This window comes from Actinoallomurus bryophytorum, from assembly GCF_006716425.1.
In the GTDB taxonomy this organism is placed as follows: Bacteria; Actinomycetota; Actinomycetes; order Streptosporangiales; family Streptosporangiaceae; genus Actinoallomurus; species Actinoallomurus bryophytorum.
Genome location: NZ_VFOZ01000003.1, coordinates 341,314 through 361,201 on the forward strand (window position 1 = coordinate 341,314; position 19,888 = coordinate 361,201).

General features: G+C 71.4%; 18 protein-coding genes and 2 pseudogenes. 12 read left to right on the top strand and 8 right to left on the bottom strand.

Annotation, left to right across the window (positions count from 1 at the left end):
* Positions 1-28 precede the first annotated feature (28 nt).
* Positions 29-1,063, top strand: coding sequence for a tyrosine-type recombinase/integrase (locus FB559_RS42965; protein ID WP_141963910.1), 1,035 nt, complete (start codon positions 29-31; stop codon positions 1,061-1,063).
* On the opposite strand, the gene FB559_RS42970 is transcribed toward FB559_RS42965, so the two are convergent.
* Entirely contained in the window at positions 1,024-2,430 is a 1,407-nt protein-coding gene (locus tag FB559_RS42970) for an MFS transporter (protein WP_141963912.1), read from the bottom strand. The genes FB559_RS42965 and FB559_RS42970 overlap by 40 nt on opposite strands.
* Positions 2,431-3,078: 648 nt before the next feature.
* A complete protein-coding gene (locus FB559_RS42975; protein WP_141963914.1) occupies positions 3,079-3,966 on the bottom strand; it encodes a LysE family translocator in 888 nt (295 codons plus the stop codon).
* A gap of 729 nt (positions 3,967-4,695) precedes the next feature.
* On the opposite strand from FB559_RS42975, the gene FB559_RS42980 reads away from it, so the two are divergent.
* Entirely contained in the window at positions 4,696-5,694 is a 999-nt protein-coding gene (locus FB559_RS42980; RefSeq protein ID WP_141963916.1) for a protein kinase family protein, read from the top strand.
* 2 nt (positions 5,695-5,696) lie between these two features.
* Here the strand turns inward: FB559_RS42980 and FB559_RS42985 are convergent, their stop codons facing one another.
* Positions 5,697-6,464: a hypothetical protein gene (locus tag FB559_RS42985; protein WP_141963918.1), complete on the bottom strand. Its 768-nt coding sequence runs from the start codon at positions 6,462-6,464 to the stop codon at positions 5,697-5,699.
* A 158-nt stretch (positions 6,465-6,622) separates the two neighbouring features.
* Between FB559_RS42985 and FB559_RS42990 the strand changes: the two genes are divergently transcribed.
* The 3 genes from FB559_RS42990 to FB559_RS43000 all read left to right on the top strand — a co-directional run bounded on the left by FB559_RS42990 (position 6,623) and on the right by FB559_RS43000 (position 9,601).
* Positions 6,623-7,627, top strand: coding sequence for an AAA family ATPase (locus FB559_RS42990; protein WP_141963920.1), 1,005 nt, complete (start codon positions 6,623-6,625; stop codon positions 7,625-7,627).
* Entirely contained in the window at positions 7,624-8,589 is a 966-nt protein-coding gene (locus FB559_RS42995; protein ID WP_141963922.1) for a DUF58 domain-containing protein, read from the top strand. Before FB559_RS42990 ends, FB559_RS42995 begins: the two co-directional genes overlap by 4 nt.
* Before the next feature lie 64 nt (positions 8,590-8,653).
* Positions 8,654-9,601 carry a VWA domain-containing protein gene (locus tag FB559_RS43000; protein WP_141963924.1) on the top strand — a complete coding sequence of 316 codons (948 nt, stop codon included), beginning with the start codon at positions 8,654-8,656 and terminating at the stop codon, positions 9,599-9,601.
* 38 nt (positions 9,602-9,639) lie between these two features.
* Here the strand turns inward: FB559_RS43000 and FB559_RS43005 are convergent, their stop codons facing one another.
* Both FB559_RS43005 and FB559_RS43010 read right to left on the bottom strand, forming a co-directional pair.
* Positions 9,640-10,089: a hypothetical protein gene (locus FB559_RS43005; RefSeq protein WP_141963926.1), complete on the bottom strand. Its 450-nt coding sequence runs from the start codon at positions 10,087-10,089 to the stop codon at positions 9,640-9,642.
* Positions 10,090-10,214: 125 nt separating this feature from the next.
* Complete coding sequence (locus FB559_RS43010) at positions 10,215-11,648, bottom strand: amidase (RefSeq protein WP_141963928.1); 1,434 nt, start codon at positions 11,646-11,648, stop codon at positions 10,215-10,217.
* A gap of 264 nt (positions 11,649-11,912) precedes the next feature.
* Here FB559_RS43010 and FB559_RS43015 point away from each other — a divergent pair, with 264 nt between their 5' ends.
* Both FB559_RS43015 and FB559_RS43020 read left to right on the top strand, forming a co-directional pair.
* Positions 11,913-12,542 carry a class I SAM-dependent methyltransferase gene (locus FB559_RS43015; protein ID WP_141963930.1) on the top strand — a complete coding sequence of 210 codons (630 nt, stop codon included), beginning with the start codon at positions 11,913-11,915 and terminating at the stop codon, positions 12,540-12,542.
* Complete coding sequence (locus FB559_RS43020; protein WP_141963932.1) at positions 12,539-13,081, top strand: TrmH family RNA methyltransferase; 543 nt, start codon at positions 12,539-12,541, stop codon at positions 13,079-13,081. The genes FB559_RS43015 and FB559_RS43020 overlap by 4 nt, the downstream gene beginning before the upstream one ends.
* Before the next feature lie 52 nt (positions 13,082-13,133).
* On the opposite strand, the gene FB559_RS43025 is transcribed toward FB559_RS43020, so the two are convergent.
* A complete protein-coding gene (locus tag FB559_RS43025) occupies positions 13,134-13,346 on the bottom strand; it encodes an EF-hand domain-containing protein (protein WP_141963934.1) in 213 nt (70 codons plus the stop codon).
* 377 nt (positions 13,347-13,723) lie between these two features.
* Here FB559_RS43025 and FB559_RS43030 point away from each other — a divergent pair, with 377 nt between their 5' ends.
* The 3 genes from FB559_RS43030 to cynS are packed head-to-tail and all read left to right on the top strand — an operon-like array spanning position 13,724 to position 16,418.
* Positions 13,724-14,524, top strand: a complete 801-nt coding sequence (locus FB559_RS43030; protein ID WP_141963936.1) for a glycerophosphodiester phosphodiesterase family protein — start codon at positions 13,724-13,726, stop codon at positions 14,522-14,524.
* Positions 14,521-15,939 carry an MFS transporter gene (locus FB559_RS43035; RefSeq protein ID WP_141963938.1) on the top strand — a complete coding sequence of 473 codons (1,419 nt, stop codon included), beginning with the start codon at positions 14,521-14,523 and terminating at the stop codon, positions 15,937-15,939. Before FB559_RS43030 ends, FB559_RS43035 begins: the two co-directional genes overlap by 4 nt.
* A 35-nt stretch (positions 15,940-15,974) precedes the next feature.
* Positions 15,975-16,418, top strand: coding sequence for a cyanase (gene cynS / locus FB559_RS43040; protein ID WP_141963940.1), 444 nt, complete (start codon positions 15,975-15,977; stop codon positions 16,416-16,418).
* 19 nt (positions 16,419-16,437) lie between these two features.
* Here cynS and FB559_RS43045 read toward each other — a convergent pair whose 3' ends face one another.
* Positions 16,438-17,400, bottom strand: a complete 963-nt coding sequence (locus tag FB559_RS43045; protein WP_141963942.1) for a zinc-binding dehydrogenase — start codon at positions 17,398-17,400, stop codon at positions 16,438-16,440.
* A 110-nt stretch (positions 17,401-17,510) separates the two neighbouring features.
* Between FB559_RS43045 and FB559_RS46385 the strand changes: the two are divergent.
* Together FB559_RS46385 and FB559_RS46040 are read left to right on the top strand one after the other, a co-directional pair.
* Positions 17,511-17,690: pseudogene (locus tag FB559_RS46385) on the top strand (helix-turn-helix domain-containing protein); the annotation flags it as partial.
* A 422-nt stretch (positions 17,691-18,112) separates the two neighbouring features.
* Positions 18,113-18,262 (top strand): annotated as a pseudogene (locus FB559_RS46040) (IS481 family transposase); the annotation flags it as partial.
* Between the two features lie 250 nt (positions 18,263-18,512).
* Here the strand turns inward: FB559_RS46040 and FB559_RS43055 are convergent.
* The gene (locus tag FB559_RS43055; protein WP_141963946.1) at positions 18,513-19,796 is read right to left on the bottom strand and encodes an MFS transporter; all 1,284 of its coding nucleotides are present in this window, start codon (positions 19,794-19,796) and stop codon (positions 18,513-18,515) included.
* Between the last annotated feature and the right edge of the window lie 92 nt (positions 19,797-19,888).

The window sequence follows — 19,888 nt, forward strand, 5'->3', positions numbered from 1 at the left end:
GTCGTAGGCGGCCGATAACGTACCGCCAATGCGCCCTGCCGAGGTCCACCGTGTCACCGTCGCCGAGGCGGCCGACCGTTACATCGACATGGTCCGCGCCAAGACCGTCACCGGTGCGCTGGCGCCCGGCACCGCCGAGGTCTACACCCGTGACGTGCACACCTTCGCCCGGCTCGCCGGCGGTGACCGCGTGTTGGACGACCTGAGCGGCGCGGACCTCGACGAGGTCCTGCTGAGGTTCGCCTCCAAGCCCGACGGGAGGCGCAGCGGGCCGGTGGCCGGTGAGGCCCTCCCGCAGAGCGGCGCGTCGCAAAACCGGTTCCGGCGGTCGGTGTCGGCGTTCTTCCGGCACGCGACGATCACGGGCTGGGTGCAGCTGGACCCCATGCGGGCCACGACCGTCACGCCGCGTCAGCGCGGTGGGCTGCGGCCCGAACGCCGTGCCCTCACCCGCGAGCAGGCCGAAGGGCTGCTCGGCACCGCGCAGCGGCTCGCGAAGACCACCCCGGACCAGGGCAAACGCGCGGACCAGCGCACCGAGCTGCGAGACGCACTGATCGTCCTGCTCCTCGCGGCGATCGGCCCTCGTGTCTCGGAGCTGACCCGCGCCGACATCGAGCACTTCTACGTCAACGCCGGCGTGCGCTACTGGCGGATCTTCGGCAAGGGCGGCTCGACCCGCGACGTCCCGCTCCCCCGCGAGGTCACCCGCGTGCTCGACGCCTACCTCACCGAGCGCCGGGCCCGTACGGCCGACACCGGCGCGCTGCTGCTGTCCTGGCGCGGCCGCCGGCTGGCCCGCGGCGACGTGCAGGCCGTGATCGACCGGGTGCTGGCCCGCGTCGACCCACAGCACCGGCGCGGGGTGACCCCGCACGGGCTACGGCACACCACCGCGACACACCTGCTCGCCGCGGCGACCGACATGGACGCCGTACGCCGGGTGCTGGGCCATTCGGACCTGTCCACGCTGGGCCGCTACCGCGACGACCTGCCCGGTGAGCTGGAGGCGGCCATGCGCGCTCACCCGCTGCTCGGCGCCCCCGAGGACCCGCCCGGCTGAGGCGCGCCGGTCTGTACCACGGTCTCGAGGCTGCGGCCGGTACTGCGGGGGCCCAGGATCGCCACGTCCAGGCAGAGGATGACCAGGATGACCGCCGAGCCGGTGAAGACGGTGCCCGCGCCGAGGTGGTCCAGCGCGTTGAGGGCGACGAACGGCAGCGCCGCGGACGTGGCCCGCGACAGGGAGTAGGCGATGCTGATGGCGCTGCTGCGGATCCGGGTCGGGAAGATCTCCGCCTGGTAGGTGTGGAAGCCGTTGGAGAACACGTTCGAGGCGCACGTCAGCACGAACCCTGCGGTCACGATCAGCGCGGCGTCGCGCGCGTACCCGAACACCATGCCGCCCGCCCCCATGACCAGCGCGGACCCGACGATCAGCCATTTGCGTTCGACACGTTCGATGATCGGGATGGAGGCCGCGGACCCGATCGGGTAGCCGAGGAAGCTGATCGCCGCGTACCCCAGGGACTGCACGACGTCGAAGCCCTTGGCGTGCAGCACGACCGGCGCGAGTGAACCGAACCCGTAGTAACCGACGGTCTGCAGGATCTGGAAGATCCACAACATGACGGTACGGCGGCGGTACTCCCCGGAGAACATCCGCGCGAGCGTGAGGCGTTCGGCGGGCTCGTCGCGCGTCTCGGCGATGTCGGGGACGGGTGGCAGCGGGCCGCGTACGGCGGACTCGGCGCCGGCCACGATCGCCTCCGCCTCCTCCGCACGGCCCTGGGCGAGCAGCCAGCGCGGCGACTCCGGCAGCCGGGACCGCAGGATCCACACGACCAGGGCACCGAACGCCCCGAAGATCAGCAGCCACCGCCAGCCGTCGATGAGCAGGTGCTCGTCCGCGACGAACCTGCCGCCGAGGAAGGCCGCGACCGGCACCCCGCAAAACCCGATCGTGTACGCGCAGGCGATGTAGCGGCCGCGGCCGAGGCGGGGCAGGAACTCGCTCAGGTAGGTGTCGACGAGGGTGAGCTCGGCGCCGAGGGCCAGCCCGCACAGGAACCGCAGCACCAAGAACGTCGCCAGGTCGGGCGCCAGCGCCGTGAGCAGCGAGAACAGGGAGTAAAGGCCGAGGTTGAGCAGGAACATGCGACGGCGGCCGAACCGGTCGGCGGCGATGCCGAACGCGATCGCGCCGACGAACATGCCGATGAACGCCGAGGCGATGACGAGGGACTTCTCGTTGGTGCTCAGCTGCCACTCGTCGGTCAGCACCGCGCCGAGAACACCGCCGAGGAAAACCTCGTACAGGTCGAAGAAGCTGCCCAGACCGACGACGACGATCAGCGCCCAGTGCCAGCGCGTCATCGGCAGGCGGTCCAGGCGTGCGGTGATCTTTCGTTCGGTCGGGTCCGGCGCCATCCTCGACTCCTCACGCGTCAGGAGATGCCGGGCATGAAACCACCTTTGTCCCGTATTCGACCAGGGTCTGTCCGGTCGGTGAGATGATCCTCGGCCGGTGGGCGCAGGTCGCCTTCTTCGTGGTCGCGGGCCTTGGGCCCGGCGCTCTGCGTGGCCGACGCGCTGGATGTGTTCGGAGCCGGACCAGGGGCAGAGCCTGGGGGTACGGGCGGGAGGCGAGCACGCGGTCTCGAGGAAGTCGGCGGAGGTACCACCTGCCACGAGCGGGGTGTATCGCCCGATCCGGTTTTCCACAGCGGTTGTGGAAAACCGGTGGGTATCTCCCTCGGGATACCCACATAGGTGCTGATTTCTCGCGCGAGCCTGTGGACGGCCTGTGGATAAGCGGGCGCGTAAGGCCCCGAGACGCTCATTCACCGTGGGTCGTGTCCGGCTCGCACGAAGTACGGCACAGGCACTCACCGAGATGTCGGGGCGGGCGAAGATGCCAGCGGTGGCGGAGGGCGGTGACGTGCGTGGCGAGGTAGCCGCGTGGTAGGCAGAATCGCGGGTGCGACGGTGCGACGGTGCGACGGTGCGACGGTGCGACGGTGCGACGGTGCGACGGTGCGACGGTGCGACGGTTTCTGGGCTTCACCCGCAGGAGTGCTAGCGGGACTCCGCGGCGATGCGCAGTCCCAGGCCCACCAGGACGACTCCGGAAAGCTGTTCGACACGACGGCGTACCGAAGGCCGTGCGAACGCACGTCCGGCTCGGCCTGCCAGCCAGATCAGGCTCAGGTACCAGATCATGTCGATCAGTGCCCAGATCAGCGAGAGCACGACCAGGACCGGCAACACCCGCGCGCCGTCCGGGACGAACTGAGGGAGGAACGACACTGCGAACACGCCCGCCTTGGGATTGGCGAGGTTGGTGAGCAGCCCCAGCCGGTACGCCCGCCATCGCGACTCCGCCGGCATCGATACCTTCTCCGCCGCACCCGTACCGGCTGTGCTGGCCGCCACACCCGTGGTGGTCATGGCTGTGGTGTCGTCGGCCGGGGTGTCGGCTAGATCGCTCGCGCTGGCCGCGTCAGGCGCGTTCGCCGTGCCGTCCGCAGCAGCCGGGTCGGCCAGGTCGGCCGCGTCGGCCATAGTGGCCGTGGTGGCCTCTTCGGCCGTGATGGACGGACCGGTCTGAGTGACCGTGCCGGCCGAACTGATCGCGTCGGCCGGGGATGCCGGGGTAGGGGTGGTCGCCTCGGCGTTCGCGCGTCGCGATCGCCACAAGGACCGGGCGCCCATCGACACCAGGAACACCGCGCCCGCGATCCGCATCGTGTCGTAGGCGATTCTCGAGGCGAGCAGCAGCGCGGACAGACCCAACGCCGCGGACAGGCCCCACAGCACGACGCCCGACTCGTTGCCGAGCATCGCCGCCACGCCCGCGCGCCTGCCCGAGCTCATCGACTTCCGGACGACGACGGCCGTACTCGGGCCCGGCACCAGAGCGACGATGACGGCCGCACCAGCGAACGCGACGAGGGTCTCCAACATCCCCATATGCTGACCGCCCCTCCCCCGCCCGGCAACCGACTTAACCCGCCGCACCCGGCCACCCGCAGGCTGCCGACCGAGTGACCGGCGATCGCGGCGCACCCGCCCAGCCGGACCCGACCAGGACGAACACTGCGGCGCATAAGGTCGGCCACGAGCAACACAACCGTGGGCCGCCCAGGGTCCGTCTCAAAGTCATGCTGTTGCCGTCTGGCGCCGCCAGGGTCGCGCCACACGGCGTTATCCACAGAACCCCGCTCTACTTCCACCCACCACTCCCCCCGCTGGACAATGAAAGTGGGATGGCACCCCCGGGCGGGAGGGCTCCAGGACAGGAGGGCTCCAGGACAGGAGGGCTCCAGGACAGGAGGGCTCCAGGACAGGCCCCGGCCCACACAGTGCCCGGCCCAGACAGGTGGGCTCCAGACCGAGCGGGACCCAGTTCGAGCGGGACCCAGTTCGAGCGGGACCCAGTTCGAGCGGAGCCCAGTCCGAGCGGAGCCCAGTCCGAGCGGAGCCCAGTCCGAAAACTTCGAGACAGGCGGTGGGAGCCTCAATGCACCACCCCAGACCCCGCCCGGACCGCACGGCCCCGCCGCCTGCCCCTGCGAGCGATCGCGTGAGCGCCGGCCACGCGACGACCTCGCCCCCGCACGCGTACGGTGACTCGGCCAGCCCGCCCCCGGCCACACAACCCCCGGCCGGCAGGCGCCGACCCGGACCGTACGGGTGAGCGGGCATGCCGCGCGCCTGGCCGCCTACACCGCCGTGGGCAGGCGCCTGGCGCGGTTGAGTGACCGTCGGCTCGGCCGGGCGGTGGCGGCCGCGGCTCCGCTCGGGTCCGGCATCGGTGGCCGGTCGGCGGAGCTGGACGTCGCGGGGCGGCGCGTCTTCGTCAAGCGGATCCCCCTGACCGGCGTCGAGCTGGACAACGCGCGTTCGACGGCGAATCTGTTCGGGCTGCCGATGTTCTACCACTACGGCGTGGGATCGGCCGGGTTCGGCGCCTGGCGTGAGCTGGCCGTGCACACCATGACCACCGGCTGGGTTCTCGGGGACGCCTATCCGGGCTTCCCGCTGATGTACCACTGGCGGGTCCTGCCCGATTCGCCTCCCGAGGGGTTCGCGGAGGAGTTCGGCGGCATCGGCGGGGCCGTCGCGTACTGGGAGGGCTCGACGGCGGTACGCGAGCGGCTCGAGGCCATCGGAAGGTCCTCGTCCAGCCTGGTGCTGTTCCTGGAGCACCTGCCACAGACCCTCGCCGCGTGGCTGGACGGCCACGAACACGCCGCACCCCGGGTGGAGCGGGCCCTGGCGCGCGGAGCCACCTTCATGAGGTCTCGGGGGCTCGTCCACTTCGACGCCCACTTCGGCAACGTGCTGACCGACGGCCGCCGGCTCTACTTCGCCGACTTCGGGCTCGCCCTGAGTGACGCCTTCGAGCTTTCCGCGCGCGAGGCGGGGTTCCTGTCCGCTCACCTCACCTACGACCGCCGCCTCACCGCGAGTCAGCTGCTGCGCCACCTTCTCGCGCGTACCGAGCCCGAAGTGTCCCTGCGGGAGTGGACCGCGGGCGGGCGGCCCGGCGGTCTACGGTCCGAGATCGCCGCGATCATCGACCGGCACGCACGGCCCACGCTCGTCCTGGACGGGTTCCACCGCCGGCTGCTCACCGAGAGCAGGCGCACGCCCTTCCCCGCCGCCGAGATCGAGGCGGCCACGGACTGAGATCAGCCCGCGGGGGCGGGCCTCGCGCGCACCGCCGGGTTCACCGTGCCGTCGCCGTCGCTCGGGCTCACGCGGGGCTGCGAAGGCTTGGACGGTCCCGGTGTCGGCGTCAGCTCCGACGGCGGCGGAGGCGGAAGGACCGGGGCCGTCGTCGGAATGTCGGTGGGCACGGGCGGCTTCGGGTCGGACGGCTCGCAGGAGAACAGCAGGAGTACGAGCAGGGCCAGCAGCACCAGCAGCGCGGCCAGCGACGCGACCGCAGTGGCCAGGCCCCGGCTGTCGTTGCGCGGCGCGGTAACCTCCGGGGGGCGCTCGACGTGCAGCGCGGGGCCTTTCGGGCCGGACACCCAGTACTGCTGGAAGCTCGGGCCGCCGCGCCGCCGGCGGCTCATCCCCCAGCCGCGTTCGAGCAGGACCGGCCGCAGAAACCGCTCCGCGCCCGGACGGTCCTGCGCGTGCGCGGTGGCCACCCACGGCGCGGCCGTCTCCGGCATCGCGGCCACCACCGGTGACGGATCACCCGGTGAGGGAGCGGGCGGGTTACGGGGGAACGCACTCACCCGTGGCGCCTCGGCGGACACGGCCGCGCGGAACCGGTCGCGTGCCGCCGCGTCGCCGGCCGCCGCCGTCGTCAGCAGCGCCACCTCCACCGGACGGCCCTGCGGGTCGGCGCCCAGGTAGACGATGCCGGCCGCGGACTCGTGCAACCGCGACTCAAGCCGGAACGGCCCGAGCTCCGCGGGGTCCCCGAACTGCAGCGGCTTCGGCATGTGCGGCCCTGACCTCCCATCGCCGCCGGCCTGCCTGCCGGTGAGATACAGGCCTGGCGCGCGACACACTAACAGCCTCGCCACACAGCGCCCGTTCAGCCGAATCGCATAAGGTCATTGACGTTGGCGCTGCACGGACCCTGACCATGAGGGACTACATGACCATCGCTGTAGGGGACATCGACCAGGCCGCGGCGCTGCTTCAGCAGAGCGTGGCCGAAGTCAAAAAGGTCATCGTCGGCCAGGAACACATGGTCGAACGGATGGTGATCGCCCTTCTCGCCCGTGGGCACTGCCTCCTCGAGGGCGTGCCCGGTGTCGCCAAGACCCTCGCCGTGGGCACCCTCGCGACCGTCGTCGGAGGGTCGTTCGCGCGGTTGCAGTTCACCCCGGACCTGGTGCCCTCCGACATCGTCGGGACCCGCATCTACCATCCCTCGACCGAACAGTTCGACGTCGAGCTCGGGCCGGTGTTCGTCAACTTCATCCTCGCCGACGAGATCAACCGCGCGCCCGCCAAGGTGCAGTCGGCGCTGCTGGAGGTCATGGCCGAACGCCAGGTCTCCCTGGCCGGCAAGACGCACCCGCTGCCGCGCCCGTTCGTCGTCATCGCCACCGAGAACCCCATCGAGTCCGAGGGCGTCTACCCGCTGCCCGAGGCCCAGCGCGACCGGTTCCTGATGAAGGTCAGCGTCTCCTACCCGAGCGCCACCGAGGAGATGCAGATCCTGCAGCGGATGAGCGTCGACCCGCCGGTGGCCGCCCGGATCCTGGACCCCGACAGCCTCATCGCGCTGCAGAAGGCCTCCGACGAGATCGCCGTGCACGAGCTCGTCGCGGACTACATCGTGCGTCTCGTCATGGCCACCCGCGAGCCCGAGGACTACAACCTCGACGACCTCAAGGGCGTCATCGACATCGGTGCCAGCCCCCGCGCCACGCTCGGCCTGGTCGCCTCCGCCCGCGCCCTGGCGCTGCTGCGCGGCCGCGACTACGTCCTGCCCGACGACGTACGCGACGTGGCCGTCGACGTCATGTCCCACCGGGTCCTGCTCTCCTTCGACGCCGTGGCCGACGGCATCGACCCGATCGAGATCATCCAGCGGATCCTGGCGGCCGTGCCCCCGCCGCGCGTCGTGTGGAACAGCGAATACGCCTCATGAGACGAGCGGGACGGCCGGACAAGCTCAGCACGCTCACTCCGGAGCATTCGCTGAAACGGCTGGAGCTCACCGTCACCCGTCGCCTCGACGGGCTGCTGCACGGCGAGCACCTCGGCATGCTCCCCGGCCCCGGCAGCGACCTGGCCGAGGCGCGCCTCTACCAGCCGGGCGAGGACGACGTACGCCACATGGACTGGGCCGTCACCGCCCGCACCACCGTGCCGCACGTACGCGACCTGATCGCCGACCACGAGCTGGAGACCTGGGCGCTGGCCGACATGTCCTCCAGCATGGACTTCGGCACCGCGCTGATGGAAAAACGCGACCTCGTCGTCGCCGCGCTCGCCGCGATCGGTTTCCTGACCACGAGGCTCGGCGACCGTCTCGGCGCCTACATCCTGCATGACAGCGGCGTGCGCCGCTGGCCCGCCCGTACCGGGCGCGTCGCGATGTACGCGCTGCTGCAGGCGCTCCTGGACTCCCCGCGCAGCACCCAGGTGCACCGGGGGCCACCGCTCGCCTCGGCGCTCGACGGCCTGGCCCGCAGCCAGCTCAAGCGCGGCCTCCGCGTCGTCATCTCCGACTTTCTGGACCACCGGCAGACCCCGGACGGCGAGCTCGCCTGGGAGTCACCGCTGCGGCGGCTCGCCGCACGCCACCAGGTGATCGCCGTTGAGATCATCGACCCGCGTGAGCTCGACCTGCCCGACATCGGCCCGGTGATGATGACCGACCCGGAGACCGGCGAGGTCCGTGAGATCATCTTGACGGCCAAGGTACGCGCCGTGTACGCGGCGGCCGCCGAGGCGCAGCGCACGCGTACGCGTGAGGCGATCCGCCGCTGCGGTGTGTCCCACCTCGTCCTGCGCACCGACCGTGACTGGGTCAACGACGTCGCGCGGTTCGCGCTGCGGCAGCGCCGCGTCGCGGGCCGGGCCCGCCCACAGGGGAGCCGCACATGACCGAGCGCAGCGAGGGAACCGGCGAACACAGTCCCCTGGCCGCCCCACCGGCGGAGGCGCTCACATGACCTTCCTGTCACCGGGCCGCCTGTGGCTGCTCGTCCTCGTCCCCGTCCTCATCGGCGTGTACCTGCTGATGCAGACGCGGCGCAAGCAGGCCGCGGTCCGGTTCACCAACCTCGCGCTGCTGTCCCAGATCGCCCCGCGCAATCCGGGCTGGCGCCGGCACTTCGCGGCGCTCCTGTTCCTGCTGTCGATCGTCTTGATGACCGTCGGGTTCGCCCGGCCGGCCAAGCCGGTGAAGGTCCCCCGCGAACGCGCCACCATCATCGTCGCGATCGACACGTCGCTGTCCATGAAGGCGACCGACGTCACCCCCAGCCGCCTCGACGCGGCCAAGGCCGCCGCCAAGAAGTTCGTCCAGGACCTGCCGATCCGCTTCAACGTCGGCCTCGTCAGCTTCTCCGGCAGCGCCTCCGCCGTGGTCGCGCCGACCTTCGACCGCGAGGCGGTCGGCCACGCCATCGACGGCCTGCAGCTCGGCAAGGGCACCGCCATCGGCGAGGCGGTCTTCACCTCGCTGCAGTCCATCCGCTCCTTCGACGCCCGCGCCAACGAGGACCCGCCGCCGTCCCACGTCGTGCTCCTGTCCGACGGCGACAACCAGAGCGGCCGGTCGGTGACCGAGGCCGCCGACGCGGCGCGCGCCGCGAAGGTCCCGGTCTCCACGATCGCGTTCGGCACTCCGTACGGCGTCGTCGACATCGACGGTGAGACCGTCCCCGTACAGGTCAACAAGGCCACCTTGCGCAACCTCGCCGAGGACACCTCCGGCAAGCCGTACGAGGCGCAGGCCGGTACGGAGCTGTCAGAGGTCTACAAGCACATCGGCAGCTCGCTGGGGTACCGCATCGAACGCCAGGAGGCGGCCTCGCAGTGGATCCTGGTCGCGCTGCTGTTCGCCCTCGCCGCGGGAGGCTTCTCGCTGGTGTGGTTCCAGCGGCTGCCCTGACGGCGTACGGCACGTGCCGGCGGTGACCCGCCCGGGGATCAGCGGCGCGACGCCGGGCGTACGCCGCGCGCGACGTACCCGATGATGCCGAGCAGGACCAGCACGCCGAGACCGTCGCTCAGCCCCTCCCAGAGGCTGCCGAACAGGCCGTCGCCGCTGAGGAACAGGAACGACGCGAAGACGGTCGCCGCCGTCCCCGCCGCCGGTATCAGGGCGTAGGACCACGGGTGCTGCTGCGCCCACGCCCGCGTACGGTCATAGCCGCGCCGCAGCAGGGCCCCGCCGGCGCCGATGAGGAAGAAGATCGCGAGGCCGAACGACAGTGGCCCGGCCACGGTCAGATGCCCGCCCAGCAGATGGAGCGCGAGGTCGAGGCCGCCCGCCACCGCTCCCCCGGCCAGCGCGGTGGCCCACGGGCCCTGCGAGGCCGCCGACATGGCGATCCAGGTCGACTCCGAGCGGCGGGGCACATCCGGTTGATACGTCATATCTTGATGATGCTGTGCCGGGCACCGGAAAGCCATCAGGGATTCCCCCGAGTCGTCCCTGAGGCTGCCCCCAGTCGACGGTCCCGCCGCCGGCCGGGGCCGTCTCGCCCGCCGCGGCGAACGCCCTACCGCGGTGCCTGGAAACCGCCGATCGTCTGCTCGAGCAGTTCGGCCAGCCGCAGCGGGGTGCGGTCCTCGAACATCGGACCGATGAGCTGCACTCCCACCGGCAGGCCCTCGGGGGACCGGCCCACCGGTATCGCGGTGGCGGGCAGGCCGGGCATGGTGGCCAGACCGGCCCAGACGAGCTGGTCGAAGTAGGGGTACTCGACGCCGTCGATGTCGATCCGGCGTTCCAGCAGATCGGGGTGGTGGTCGTGCGGGAACGCGGGAGTCGGCGTGATCGGGCACACCACGGCATCGAACTCGGCGAACAGCCGCCGCCAGCCGTGGCGGTGGAGCTCGCGGCGGTTGTTCGCCTCGATCCAGTCCCGGTGACTGAACGCCATGGCGCGCAGCCGCACGGCGTCAAGACTCTGGTCGTCCGCGCTCCGTCCGGCGGCGCGGGTCCGCATGGGAAAACGCGCGACGGAGCCCGAAATCAGCAACTGCATGTAGAGCGTCGCGGCTTCGGTCAGATCGGGCAGCAGCGGACTGTGCCGTTCGACGCGGGCGCCGCCGCCGGCAAGCGCGCCGGCCACCCGGTTCACGCCCACCCGCACGGCGGACCCGCTCGGAATGAGCGGATGCTCCTCGAGGACCAGGACACGGAAGTCGCCGAGGCGCTCGTGGCGCGCGGGCGGCAGCGTCAGGTCGTACGCCACGCCGAGCGTCAGCGGGTCCGGGCCGGCCATGACATCGAGCAGGAGCGTGAGGTCGCGGGCGGTGCGGGCCATCGGACCGACGACGGCGAGGTCGAGGTCGGCCGGCAATGGCGGCCCAGGCGGCGCGACCATGCCGCGGGTCGCCGCCAGCCCGAGCGTCGGCTTGTGCGCGTAGACGCCGCAAAAATGCGCGGGGGTGCGCAGCGAACCGGCGAGGTCCGAACCGATGGACAGCGCGCCGAATCCGGACGCCAGCGCCGCCGCCGACCCGCCGGAGGATCCACCCGGCGTACGGGCGTGATCCCACGGGTTGTTGGTGGTGCCGTGGATCTCGTTGAAGCTCTGGATATCTTGCAGGCCGAGCGGCACATTGGTCTTACCGAGCACCACCGCGCCCGCGGCCTTGATCCGCGACACCTGTACCGCGTCCTCGGCCGGCATGTGGTTCCGGTGCGGCGGCATGCCCCAGGTCGTGGGCAGCCCGGCGATGTCGTAGGACTCCTTGACCGTCACCGGAATACCGAGCAACGGCCGATCCTCGCCGCGGGCGCGCGCCTGGTCGGCACCGCGCGCGGCGGCCCGCGCACGGTCGAAGTCCGGCACACAGATCGCGTTGACCACCTTGTCGTCGCGCTCGATACCGGCGATCGCCTCATCGGTCAGCTCGACCGAGGTCACCGCACCGGCGCGCAACGCGGCCAAAAGCTGTTCGGCGGCTTGAAAGTTCCATTCCATGAATGCGACCGTATTGGCCTGCCGCAGAGGCCATGAAATGCCGCTTCGCGCAACGGAATAGGCGTCTCAATCGCCGCAGCCGATGCAAGGCGTATAGGGGCGGTGATGCTCTTTATGCCGGGCGAATTCTTGGGTGAGCACACTTCGACCGTTCTGCGGGACACCGATCGAGATGGAGCCCCGTCGCCCACTCTCGAGGACCGCACACCGCGAAACCCCGTCCGAGGCGGCCGGGGCGCGTAGCCGCTGGTACGGTCTGCCGACGTGGGAGAGCACTACTTCGCGAAGCAGCCAGGGGCGCAGAGCCGTCCGGGCGCCGTCGACCTCGTCCTGGCCGATCTGCACCTGCGGCTGGCGACCGACCGGGGCATGTTCTCCCCCGACCGCGTCGACCTCGGCACCCGCGTGCTGCTCGACACGGTGCCGCCGCCGCCCGCCACCGGCGATCTGCTCGACCTCGGCTGCGGGTACGGCCCGATCGCCCTCACCATGGCGAAGCGATCGCCGCAGGCGATCGTGTGGGGCGTGGACGTCAACGAACGGGCTCTGGAATGCGGGCGGGCGAACGCCCAGACCGCCGGCCTTGACAATGTAAGGTTCGGCTTGGACGAGGAGATCCCGCCTGCCGTCAGGTTCGCCGCGATCTGGTCCAACCCGCCGATCCGCGTCGGCAAGCAGGCCCTCCACGAGCTGCTCTCCACCTGGCTGGCCCGCCTGTCCCCCGGCGGCCGCGCCCACCTCGTCGTACAGAAGAACCTCGGCTCGGACTCCCTGCAACGCTGGCTGGAGAGCCAGGGCTGGCCCACCGAGCGCCTCACCTCACGCGCCGGGTACCGCGTCCTGGCCGTCGACCCCGCAACCGCGACCGCATCCGAGACCAGGGACACACCGTGACCACCGCCGACGCCCGCAGGCAGCTGCGCGCCACCGACGTCAAACGGCTCAACCGCGGCTGGCGCCGCCGTACCGAAGGCCGCCTGGGCCTGCTGGTGGAGTCGGTGACACAGCCGTTCAACGTCGGCTCCATCATGCGTTCGGCGGCGGCGTTCGGCGTCGAGCACCTCTGGCTCGCCGGCAACACCACTCCCCCGACCCATCCGGGCGCCCAGAAGACCGGGCTCGGCACCGAGCGCCTCGTCCCCTGGGAACCCGCCGTACCGGTGACCGAGGCCGCGCGGGCGGCACGCGAGGCCGGCTTCCGCATCATCGCGCTCGAGCTCACCACCGACGCCGTACCGCTGCACGAGGCGGCCCTGTCCGGTGACGTGTGCCTGGCCGTCGGCGGAGAGGACCACGGCTGCTCCCCCGCGCTGCTGGAGGCCGCCGACGCGGTCGCCTACATCCCCCAGGTCGGCCGAGTCGGCTCTCTCAACGTCGCGGTCGCCACGGCCATCGCCCTCGCCGAGACCCGGCGCCGCGAATGGGCCGGCTGACCCGTCGCCGGCGCCGGGCCGGCCGGGTGCCGGCCGCGGCGGCGGTCCGTGCTCAGGCCTGCGACATGTAGCTGGAGAACTCCTCCAGGGAGATCTCGCCGTCGCCGTTGGAGTCCATCTTCTTGACGACCTCCGCGGCCGTCTCGTCGGTGATGTCCTCACCGAGCGCCGTCATCAGCTGCTTCAGTTCGGCGGCCGAGATGTGCCCGTCCTTGTTCATATCGACGATCTCGAACGTCGCCGCGTACGAGCTGGTGTCCGCCATGATCAAGAGCCTTCCTGCTCAGGGGTACGGCCCTCGTGGGCCACAGCGGCACACAACCTAGTCCAAAAGCCACATCAAGGACGGGAATGACCGCGCTACGCCGCCGGATGCCGCCCTGGGCGAAGACGGGGAACCCTGACCTAAGGTCACCGCGGAGCCGCCGGCGACCGTGACCAGGCCTACCGGCCAGATCGCCAAGCCGATCACCGGCCGGGCGCCCGGAAGCTCACAGCTGGAGACGCCGCCGGCCGACTCTGGCGGCGCGTGTGGTGCGTGTTCTCGGTGAGGCTCCGAGCCGACCCGGGCCGCCGCCTTTACGTAGTAAGGTCAGTGTGGTGAATCGCGTTCGGCGCACCGGAACCGTCATACTCGGGCACGTGTCACCGGAGTATGAATTCCTCGATCATCCCGGGCCCATCCCGTTCGCGCACCGGGGCGGTTCCCTCGACGGCCTGGAGAACTCCCTCCCCGCGTTCGAACACGCCGTCGAGCTGGGCTACCGCTACCTGGAGACGGACGTGCGGGCCACCGCCGACGGTGTGCTGCTCACCTTCCACGACCAGGACCTGGAGCGGGTCACCGACCGCGACGGGGACATCGCGCGGCTCCCCTACGCCGAGGTGTCCCAGGCCCGCATCGGCGGTCGCGAGCCCATCCCCCTGCTGGAGGACGTCCTGGGCTCCTGGCCGCGGGCGCGGCTCAACATCGACGTCAAGGCCGAGAGCGCGATCGCGCCGCTCACGGAGGTGCTGCGGCGCACGGCCGCCTGGCACCGGGTGTGCGTGACCTCGTTCTCCTCCCGCCGGCTGAGACACGTACGCGCGCGGATGCGGCTGCTGTCCGGCCGCGAGGTCTGCACCGCGCTCGGCCCGCGCGGGGTGGCCGCGCTGCGCATCCACTCCCTCGCCGGACGGCTCGGCGCGCCCCTGCGCCCGATCGCCACCGGCGCGCCGTGCGCCCAGGTGCCCTACCGGCTCGGGCGCACACCGTTCATCACCGCCTCGTTCCTGGCCGGCGCGCACTCCCTCGGCCTGAAGGTGCACGCCTGGACGGTCAACGACGCCGCGGAGATGGAACGCCTCCTGGACCTGGGCGTCGACGGCATCATCACCGATGAGATCGAGACGCTGCGCGACCTCATGCGGGACCGCGGGCTCTGGGCGACGGCCAGCACATGAGCGACCCGGGCGGCCCCGGGGACGAGCCCTCACGCGGGTCCGTCGCGACCTCCCCCGAGAGCGCCGCGCCGGACCGCGGCGTGCGCCGGGAACGGCGCGGCTGGTACTTCTACGACTGGGCCAACTCCGCCTTCTCCACGACGGTCCTCAACGTCTTCCTCGGCCCGTACCTGACCAAGGTCGCCAAGGCCGCCGCCGACGCGGACGGCTACGTCCACCCGCTGGGCCTCGACATCCGCGCCAAGGCCGTCTACCCGTTCGCGCTCGCCCTGTCGGTCATCACGCAGGTGCTGGTGCTGCCCGCCACCGGCGCGCTGATCGACCACACCGGCCGCAAGCGGCTGGTCCTGGCGGTCTCCGCGTACGTCGGCGCGTTCGCCACCGTCGGCATGTACTTCGCCGCGGGCGGGCGCTACCTGCTCGGCGCCGGCCTGCTGGTCGTCGCCAACGTCGCCCTGGGCTGCTCGAGCGTCGCCTACAACTCCTTCCTGCCCGACCTCGCCGGCCCCGACGAACGAGACGCGGTCTCCTCGCGCGGCTGGGGCTTCGGCTACCTCGGCGGCGGGCTGCTGCTCGCCCTCAACCTCGTCCTGTACCTGCTGCACGACACCTTCGGGGTGTCCCAGAGCATGGCCGTGCGGCTCAGCCTGGCCTCGGCGGGCCTGTGGTGGGGCGGCTTCACCCTCATCCCGCTGCGGCGGCTGCGCGACCGGCACCGCAGGCGCACCGGCGAGTCCGGCCTCGCCACCGTACGCGCCGGGTTCACCCAGCTCGGGGTGACCCTGCGCGACATGCGCAACCGGCCGGTCACGATGATGTTCCTGCTGGCCTTCCTCATCTACAACGACGGCGTGCAGACGGTCATCAACCTGTCGGCGACGTACGCGACCGAGGAGCTGGACCTCGGCCAGTCGGTGGTGATCGCGGCCGTGCTGCTCGTGCAGTTCGTGGCGTTCGGCGGCGCGCTGCTGCTCGGCCGGCTCGCCGACCGCTACGGCGGCAAGCGGGTGGTGCTCGTCTCCCTGGTCGCCTGGACCCTCGTGACGATGGTGAGCTACACGCTGCAGCGCGGGTCCGCGGTGCAGTTCATCGTCCTCGCCGCGATCATCGGCACCGTGCTGGGCGGCACGCAGGCGCTGTCGCGGTCCCTGTTCTCCCACCTCGTCCCGCCCGGGCGTACGGCGGAGTACTTCGGGTTCTACGAGATCAGCGACAAGGGCACGAGCTGGCTGGGTCCGTTCGTGTTCGCCATCGCCCTGCAGCTGACCGACAGCTACCGCAGCGCGATCGTGTCGCTCGTGGTGTTCTTCGTCGTCGGGTTCGCGCTGCTCCTCACCGTCGACATGTCACGCGGGACCCTCGAGGCCGGCAACGCGCTCCCCCGGCGCCCGAACGGCACGAAGGCGCCCGTGTAACGCCGATGGCATCTGCGCCGCGTAGCGTGCCGGCCATGATGACCAAGAAAGAGGCGGCGGAGGCCGTACGCGCGGCCAAGGCCCGGCTGGGCCTGACGTGGGACCAGCTCGCCGAGGCGGTCGGGCGGCCCCCGGCGTGGACGACGTCGGCGCTGCTGGGCCAGCAGCCGATGAGCGCCGAACAGGCGGCGGCCGCGGCGTCGCTGCTGGACCTGGGCGAGGACGTTCAGGCGGCGCTGCGGCTCCAGCCCACGCGCGGGGCGCTGGAGACCGCGGTGCCGGCCGATCCCACGATCTACCGGTTCTACGAGGTGCTCCAGGTCTACGGGCCGACGATCAAGGAGCTCATCCACGAGGAGTTCGGCGACGGCATCATGAGCGCCATCAACTTCCGCCTCGACATCCGGCGCGTACCCGACCCGGCCGGGGACCGGGTCGTGGTGACCCTGGACGGGAAGTTCCTGCCCTACCAGTGGTGAGGCTCCCCGCGGGCCGTGGCTACGTCGTCAGCACGATCCTGCCGAACACCTCGCCGGCGTCCATCTTCCGGTGCGCCAGTGCGGCCTGCCCGAGCGGCAGCAGCTCGTGCACCACCGTGTGCAGCTCGCCGCCGCCCGCGGCGGCGAACTGCGCGGTCCTCACGGCGCGCAGTTCGGGCCCGGCCACGGTGGCGGCGCTGAACGTCGCGAACGACAGCGACCTCTGGAACGCGGCCATCATCTCCGTGCCGAAGTCCGCCGGTGGCATGCCTCCGACCGCGCCGACGGCCACCAGGCGGCCGTTCGGGTTGAGCCTGGCGAAGAAGGACGGCATGTGCGCGCCGGCGACGATGTCGATGATGACGTCGTAGCCCGCGGGAGCGTCCCGGCCCCCCTCGCCGGAGCGGTCCAGCACATGGGTCGCACCGAGCCCGCGCAGGCGCTCGCCGCGCTCGGCCGACGACGTCGTGACCGCCACCGCACCGGCTCCGCCACGGGCCGCGAGCTGGACCGTCATGATCCCGATGCTGCCGGCCGCGCCGCGTACCAGCACCGACTCGCCGGGGGCGAAGTGAGCATGGGAGAGGCCGAAGTGGGCCACCACGCCGGAGCTCCCGAGCGTCACCGCGTCGACGGCGGACAGGTTCGCGGGGAGGGGCAGGACCTCCCCGATCTGGGCGACCGCCTGTTCGACGTAGCCGCCGCCCACGCCGGTGAACGCCCACACGCGCCGGCCGACCCATGACGTGTCGACGCCGCCGCCGACCGCGGTCACGGTGCCCGCCACCTCGCCGCCGGGAACGTGACCTTCCTCGAAACCGTAGGCGGCGAGGGCACCGCGACGGATCACGGCGTCGACGCCGCCGACGCCGATCGCCTCGACGGCGATCAGCACCTGTCCCCCGGCGGGGCTCGGGTCAGGGAGGTCGATGACCGCGAGACCCTCCGGACCTCCGAACGCCTGGATCGCGACTGCCTTCACTGTCGTCTCCTTGCTTCGCCGAGAACCGTCCCGGGCACCCTGTGCCCCCGGACGCGCATGACCGCGGACGCTATACGGACGTCACCGTCCTCTTGGTTAAAGTGAGAGTGGTGACCGACCGTTTGCCTCACACGCTGCGCTCCGACGCCCGGGACAACCGCGAACGCATCCTCGACGCGGCACGCGCGGTCTTCGCCGCCGAGGGCCTGAACGTGTCGATGCGGGAGATCGCCCGGCGCGCCGGGGTCGGCCCCGCCACCCTGTACCGCCGTTTCCCCACCAAGGAGACGCTGGCCACCGAGGCCTTCACGGACCAGATGATCGCGTGCCACACCATCGTCGACGAGGGGCTCGCCGACCCGGATCCGTGGCGCGGCTTCTGCCTGGTGATCGAGAAGATCTGCGAGCTGCACGCACGCGACCGAGGCTTCACCGCGGCCTTCATGTCGACCTTCCCGGGCGCGATGGACTTCGCCGCGGGCCGTGAACACGCGCTGAGCTCGATCGCCGAACTGGCCCGCCGCGCCAAGGACACCGGACGGCTGCGCCCCGACTTCGTCCTGGACGACCTGATCCTCATGCTCATGGCCAACAGGGGCATCCACGCCGCCTCGGTGGCCGTCCGGGTCGCGGCCTCCCGGCGTTTCGCCGCGCTCGTGATCCAGGCGTTCCACGCCTCCCCGGAGCACGCGCCGCTTCCGCCGGTGGCACTGCTGGCGCCCGCCCCTACCGGTCAGAGACCGAACGACGCGACGCCTTCCCCTACTGGCTCCACACCTACAATCACCACCGCGGACACACCGCGCTGAAGGGCCGACCACCCGCCGGCCACATCCCCAACCTCACGGGACAGAACATTTAGGCCCTGTCTCCAGGTCATGCTGTTGCCGCGCGGCGCCGCCTGGGGCGGCGCTTGGGCGGCGTTATCCACAGAACCCCGCTCTACTTCCACCCGCCGCTGTTCCCGCTGGACAATAAGAGTGGGATGGCACCCCCGGGTGGGTGGGCTCCAGGTGGGTGGGCTCCAGACGGGTGGGCTCCAGACGGGGCGGGGCACAGACGGGGCGGGGCACAGACGGGGCGGGGCACAGACCGAGGGCTTCGAGACAGGGCTAGGTCGCGGGCGCCTGGTCCGCGTGCGGGGTGGGTGTGGCGGTCGGGAGGTCGCGCATGCGTCTCAGGGGCGACAGGACGAGCCAGAGCGTCGAGAGCCCGACGATCATCGCGGCGATCCAGAGCGTGGATCGCAGGCCCACCAGGCCGGCCAGGACGCCGCCGAGGACGCTTCCCAGCGAGATCGTGCCCCACATCAGGAACTTCACCGTGGCGTTCAACCGGCCGAGCAGGTGGGCCGGGCAGCGCGCCTGCTGGAAACTGACCTCGACGATATTGCAGGCGATGATGCCGAAGCTGGTGACGAAGCCGCCCACCGCGAAGAACGCGAGTCGCGCGCCCGGGCCGGTGAGCGGCACCAGCACGAAACCCGCCGCGGCCACCAGCACGGTCAGCCACAGGAGCCGCGCCTGGCCGAGCAGTGCGGCCAGGGGGCGCGTCGCGAACGCCGCGACGAGCGCGCCGGTCAGGCCGACGGTGTTGAGCAGCCCGATCGCCGCGGGCGACAAGTGCACGACCCGCACCAGGAATACCACGATGATCGCGGTGTAGATGGCCTGGGCCAGGCAGAAGGTCGCGGTGCTGCCCGCGATCGCGCGCAGGATCGGGTCGCCGGACACCAGCCGCAGGCCCGCGCGGATCTCCTCGCGCATCCGCGTCGAACCCTCGCGCGGCGGAGCCTGCTCGGGCCTGTGGATCGAGCGGAGCCACAGCGCCGACCACAGGTAGCTCGCCGCGTCCGCCAGGACGCCGCCGGCGCCGGTGAACCACTGCACGAGGTAACCGGCCAGTGTCGGCGCCGCTACGGCCGCCACCGACGCGTTGCCCTGCAGCCGGGCGTTCCCCTCGATGAGGCGTGCCCGCTCGACCAGCCGGGGCAGGTACGTCTGGTGCGCCACGTCGAAGAAGACGGTCAGCACACCGACGACGAACACCACGACGTACAGCTGCCCGATGCCCAGCACGCCCAGCGCGGCGGCGAGCGGAACCGAGCCGAGCGCGACCGCACGGCCGAGGTCGGCGACCACCAGGACCGGCCGGCAGCGGATCCGGTCACACCACGCTCCGACCTGCAGGCCGATCAGCAGGTACGCGACGGTCTGGAACGCGCGGAGCAGCGAGACCTCGAACGCGCTCGCGTTCAGGGTGGAGACCGCCAGCAGCGGCACCGCCAGATAGCTCACGCGGGTGCCCAGCTGACTGATCAGGTCCGCCGCCCACAGATGCCGGAAGTCCCGCTGCCGCAGTAGACCGCCGTTGTCCCCCGATGACCCGTCCGCCATCCGTCTGATCATGCAGATTTGCCACCGTTTCCGCAACCCAGGTTGCGTCAGGATGGCTCAACTTAATTGACTGCCGCCGCCCGGAATGGGAT